4 protein-coding genes are annotated in these 5,096 nt (G+C 74.2%); all 4 read left to right on the top strand.

Annotation, left to right across the window (positions count from 1 at the left end; translation table 11 throughout):
* Nucleotides 1-139 precede the first annotated feature (139 nt).
* A complete protein-coding gene (locus VI238_RS16075) occupies nucleotides 140-1,123 on the top strand; it encodes a lysylphosphatidylglycerol synthase domain-containing protein (protein WP_331653177.1) in 984 nt (327 codons plus the stop codon).
* A gap of 112 nt (nucleotides 1,124-1,235) precedes the next feature.
* A complete protein-coding gene (locus VI238_RS16070; protein WP_331653176.1) occupies nucleotides 1,236-1,802 on the top strand; it encodes an isochorismatase family protein in 567 nt (188 codons plus the stop codon).
* A complete protein-coding gene (locus VI238_RS16065; RefSeq protein WP_331653175.1) occupies nucleotides 1,799-2,794 on the top strand; it encodes a GlxA family transcriptional regulator in 996 nt (331 codons plus the stop codon). The genes VI238_RS16070 and VI238_RS16065 overlap by 4 nt, the downstream gene beginning before the upstream one ends.
* Nucleotides 2,795-2,949: 155 nt before the next feature.
* Nucleotides 2,950-5,096 (top strand): serine/threonine-protein kinase (locus VI238_RS16060; protein WP_331653174.1); only part of this gene is annotated, 2,147 nt, incomplete at its 3' end.

Here is a 5,096-nt window from a genome sequence, read left to right as displayed (position 1 = left end):
CATGTGGACCTCGTCGACGGCTGGCGCGACGTGCTCGCGCAGTTGCTCGAGCGTCGCGAGCCGCTGACCAAGTCCGCCGCGGTCGAGCGCATGCGCGCTGCCACCGTGACGCTGCGCGGCCCGGTCTGACGTGCGCGCCTTGCGCCGGCCGCTGCTGCTCGCGCTCGCACTGCTCGCGACACTCGCGGTACCGTTACTGCTCGGTGGGCACGCCGCGCTCGCGGCCGTGCGCGAGGTCCCGCTTGGCGCACTCGCGACGATCTTCGGCGTGACCGTGTCCGGATGGCTCGCACGCGCAGCCAAGCTCGCCGTGCTCGCGCACCGCGTCGGCGTACGCCTGCGTCCGCTGCGTTCGCTGCTCGTCTCGCTCGCGACCGACTCCGGTTTCCTCGCGACGCCGGGCGGGCTCGGCGGCTACGCGGCGAACGTGCTGCTTGTGCGCCGCGCGGGTGCGACGACGAGCGCGGCCACCGCGATCGCGGCCGCGGACCAGATCGTCGACGCCGTGTTCTTCGCGGTGGCGCTGCCTGTCGCTGCCGGTGCCGCACTGCGGTCGGCGGTGCCCGGACCCGTGCTGCACGCCGCGTTCGCGGGTGGCGGCGCCCTCGGCGCCGCCACCCTGCTCGCCGTCGCGCTGCGCCGCCCACTGCTGCGTGCAGCGCTGCGCCACGCCGAGCGTCATCGCGGCCGCATTTCGCGCGCCGTCGTGCTGCTCGCGCAGGCGCTGGACGACACCGCCCGGCTGCTGCGCGGCGACGCGCGCGCGATGCTCGCGCTCGCGCTGCTGACGAGCGCGCAGTGGCTGACGCGTTACGGCGTGCTGTGGCTCGCGCTCGGCGCCTTCGGTCACGCGGTACCGTACCCGGTCACGCTGCTCGCGCAGGGCGTGGTCATGCACGTCGCACAGTGGACCGGCGTTCCGTCCGGCGCGGGCGGCGCCGAGCTCGGCCTCGCTGCGGCGCTTGCGCCATGGATGACGCCCGCGCAACTCGCACCCGCCGCGCTCGTCTGGCGTGGCGCGACCGTGCACCTGCCGCTGCTCGCAGGCGGCTTCGCATGGCTGCAGCTGCTGCGCGGCCGGGTCGCGCCAGGCGCGCCGGCTGTGGTCGCCGATGGCGCCTGAACCGTTTGCTGTGAAGATGGCGTTTTCTGTCCGCTCCTGGTCCCGCCGCGGCCTGTCGCGCCTGCGCGTCCGGCGCGAGGATGGCGCTACCATTCCTTGCCCCGGAGCCGCCATGAACGCCTCGCACACCGCCCTCGTCGTCGTCGATGCCCAGGAATCGTTCCGCGTCCGTCCGTACTGGGACGACGCCGATGTCGCCACCTACGTCGCGCGCCAGCAGGCGCTCGTCGATGGCGCGAAGGCGCTCGGCATCGCCGTCGTGCAGGTCTTCCACGTCGAACCCGACGGCCCGTTCTCGCTCGCGAGCGGCCACGTGCGCACGCTCGCGCCGCTCGTGATCGAGGCCGACGCCACGTTCCACAAGACGCGCCACAGCGCACTCGTGGGCAGCGGCCTCGACGTCTGGCTCACCGCGCGCGGCATCCACCGCGTGATCGTTTCCGGCATCCGCACCGAGCAATGCTGCGAGACGACCGCGCGCCACGCATCCGACCTCGGCTACGAGGTCGACTACGTCGGCGAAGCGACGCTCACGTTCGCGATGACCGATCGCGACGGCCGCCGCTGGAGCGCGGCCGAGCTGCGCGCGCGCACCGAGCTCGTGCTGGATGGACGCTTCGCGCGCATCGCGACCGTCGAACAGGCGCTCGACGCGGCCACGACGAGGCGTGCCGCGTGACGCGTGCGCCGCGCCGGCAGGCCGTCTGGGTGCTGGTGCCGCCACGCGCGCTGCTGCTCGACCTCGCCGGGCCGCTCGAGGTGCTGCGGCGCGCGAACATCGAGCAGTCGGCGCTGCAGTTCGACGTACGCTACTTCGCCGCGCGCGCGCACGTGACGAGTTCGATCGGCCTGGTCCTCGGCGCATTCGAGCCGCTGCCGGGCGCGCCGCCCGCGGACGCCTGGCTCGTGCTCGGCGGCAGCACCGACACGGTCGCGTTCGCGCCCGATCCTGGTGATGCCGCGGTCGATCGCGACGAACGCGCGCTCGTGGAGTGGCTGCGGCGGCACGTGCGCGACGCGCATCGCGTGATCTCGATCTGCAGCGGCGCGCTGCTCGCCGCGCGCGCGGGCCTGCTCGACGGCTACGCCTGCACGACCCACCACGCGTGCTGCGCGGAACTCGCCGCGATCGCGCCCGCCGCGCGCGTGCACGAGAACCGGCTCTACGTCGAGGATCGCACGCGCCTCAGCAGCGCTGGCGTGACCGCGGGTACCGACCTGCTGCTGCATCTCGTCGCCCGCGAGTGCGGGCCGGCGGTCGCCGCCGCGATCGCCCGCCACCTCGTCGTCTACCTCCGCCGCAGCGGCAGCGATCCGCAGCTGTCGCCGTGGCTGCAGGGACGCAACCACTTGCACCCGGTCGTGCACCGCGCGCAGGACGCCGTCGCCGCAGATCCCGCGCGCGCGTGGTCGCTCGCCGCGCTCGCGCACGTCGCGAACGCGAGCCCGCGCCACCTCTCGCGCCTGTTCAACGAACACGCGGGCATGAGCCTGCCCGACTACGTCAACCGGCTGCGCGTCGCGCTCGCGGCCGAGCTGCTCGGTCATACGCGGCTGGACATGGAGCGCGTCGCCGAGCGCAGCGGCTTCGCGTCCGCGCGGCAGCTGCGCCGCGCTTGGAGCCGCACCCACGCGACGTCGCCACGCGGCGCGCGCGCGTCACCGGAGTAGCCACCGAGTCGGCGGCAGGCGCCACCACGGCGCATCCGCGGCGCCGATGCGCCGCTACACTGCGCGGGCCGCGCTCGCGTGCCCCGGTGGCCCGCATGTCCGCCGGGCAGGCGATGCGGCGTTGTGCGCTGGTGACACTCGCGCAGGAATCCGCGATGACCGAAGCGTTGCCGAATCTGCGCGGGCTGTTCGAACACGTGCTCGCGCTCGCGCCCGCCGAGCGCACCCTCTGGCTGGCCGGGCGCCCGGCGTCGGTGCGAACCACGCTCGAACGCATGCTCGCCGCCGACGCCGTGCGCGACGCGCCGCTCGACGGAGCGTTCGAGGACCTGCTCGGGCGCGTCGGCGAGTCCGGCGCCGATGTGCCGCTCGCGGCGAGCGGTTCGACGGTCGGTCCGTTCACGCTCGGCGAGCGGCTCGGCGAAGGCGGCAGCTCGATCGTCTTCCGCGCCACGCGGGAGCAGGCGGGCGTGCAGCAGGTCGTCGCGCTCAAGCTCCTGCGCCGGGGCATCTACACCGCGGACGAACAGCGGCGCTTCCGCAGCGAGCGCCGCGCGCTCGCGCAACTGCACCATCCGGGCATCGCGCGCCTCATCGAAGGCGGCGTTGCCGAGGCGGGCGTGCCGTACATCGCGCTCGAACTCGTCGACGGCGTGCCGATCACCGACTACGCGCGCACGCGTCGGCTCGACCTGCGCGCGCGCCTGCAGCTGTTCGTGGCGGTCTGTCGCGCCGTCGAAGCGGCCCACCGTGCGCTGATCGTGCACCGCGACCTCAAGCCGTCGAACGTGCTCGTGACGGGCGACGGCGACGTGAAGCTGCTCGATTTCGGCATCGCCAAGCTGCTCGACGCCGACGACCCGCTCGACACGACGCGCACGCACGCGGTCGCGATGACGCCCGCGTACGCGGCGCCCGAACAGTTCCGCCATGAACTCGTCACCGCGGCGACCGACGTGTATGCGCTCGGCGTACTGCTCGGCGAGCTGCTGACCGGGCGTCGGCGCGAGCCCGGCGACACGCGCACCCTGTCGGCGCAGGCGCACGCCGCCGGGCCTGACGCACCGCTGCCGCCGGACGCGCTGCGTCGCGCGCTGCGTGGCGACCTCGACAACATCGTGCTGCGCGCGATCGATGCGGAACCCGCGCGCCGCTATGCGGGCGCCGGCCCGCTTGCCGACGACCTGCAGCGCCATCTGGACGGCCAGCCGGTGCTCGCCCATCCGCCGTCGCGGAGCTATCGCGCGCGCAAGTTCGTCTCGCGCCACCGCGGCGGCGTCGCCGCCGCGCTCGCGGTTCTGGTCGCGATCGTCGCCGCGCTCGGCATCGCGCTGTGGCAGGCGCAGGTCGCGCGCGAGCAGGCGCGTCGCGCCGAGACGATCAAGGACTTCCTCATCGACATGTTCCGCGCGAGCGACCCGCGCGTCGCGCAGGACAAGCCGCGCGGACAGGTGAGCGCGCGAGAACTGCTCGACTCGACCGCGCCGCGCATCGCGCGCGAGTTCGGCGACGACGCGCAGACGCAGGTCGAGTTGCTCGGCGTCGCCGCGTCGATCTACCGCGAGCTCGGCGACGACGCGCGCTACCGCGCGCTGCACGAGCAGCAGGTCGAGCTCGCACGGCGCGCGTTCGGCGACGCGCACCCGGCGATCGTCGACGGCCTGCTCGACGATGCGCAGCACGCGAGCGACCGCAACGACTACGCCGCGTCGCGCCGCCTGCTCGAGCAGGCCGACCCGCTGATCCGCCGCGCCGGACTCGACCGCGCCGTGCAGCGCGCGCGCTGGTGGGGCATCCGCGCCGGCCTGTTCAACGCGAACGAGGGCGAGCGCGAGGACTCGCAGGCCGCGCTCGACAACGCGATCGCCCTGTATGCGCGCGTAGCGCCGACCGACCCCGGTTACGTGCACGCACTCGGCATGCTCGGCTTCCGCCGCTCCGGCGACGATCCACGCGCGGCCGAGCAGGCCTACCTGCGCGCGATCGACGCGGCCGCGGCGAGCCATCGCCGCGACGACCGCGAACTGCAGCAGCTGATCCTGCCCGGGCTCGCCTCCGTGCGCGAGGACCAGGGCGACTACGCCGGCGCCGAGCGCGCGTACGAACAGAGCGCCGAGCTTGCGCGGCGCACCTACGGCGAGGAGCACAGTACGGCATGGGTGCCGGCGGCGCAGCACGCCTGGATGGTGCACCGGCAAGGCGATCGCGAACGCGCGCACGCGCTGTTCGACCGCCTGCTCGCGCTCATCCCGCCCGACTGGGACACCGACTCCTACGACGAGTACGCGCGCGAGTTCTACGC

Source organism: Dokdonella sp. (genome assembly GCF_036518555.1).
GTDB lineage: Bacteria > Pseudomonadota > Gammaproteobacteria > Xanthomonadales > Rhodanobacteraceae > Dokdonella_A.
This window is presented reverse-complemented; position numbering and strand designations above follow the sequence as displayed.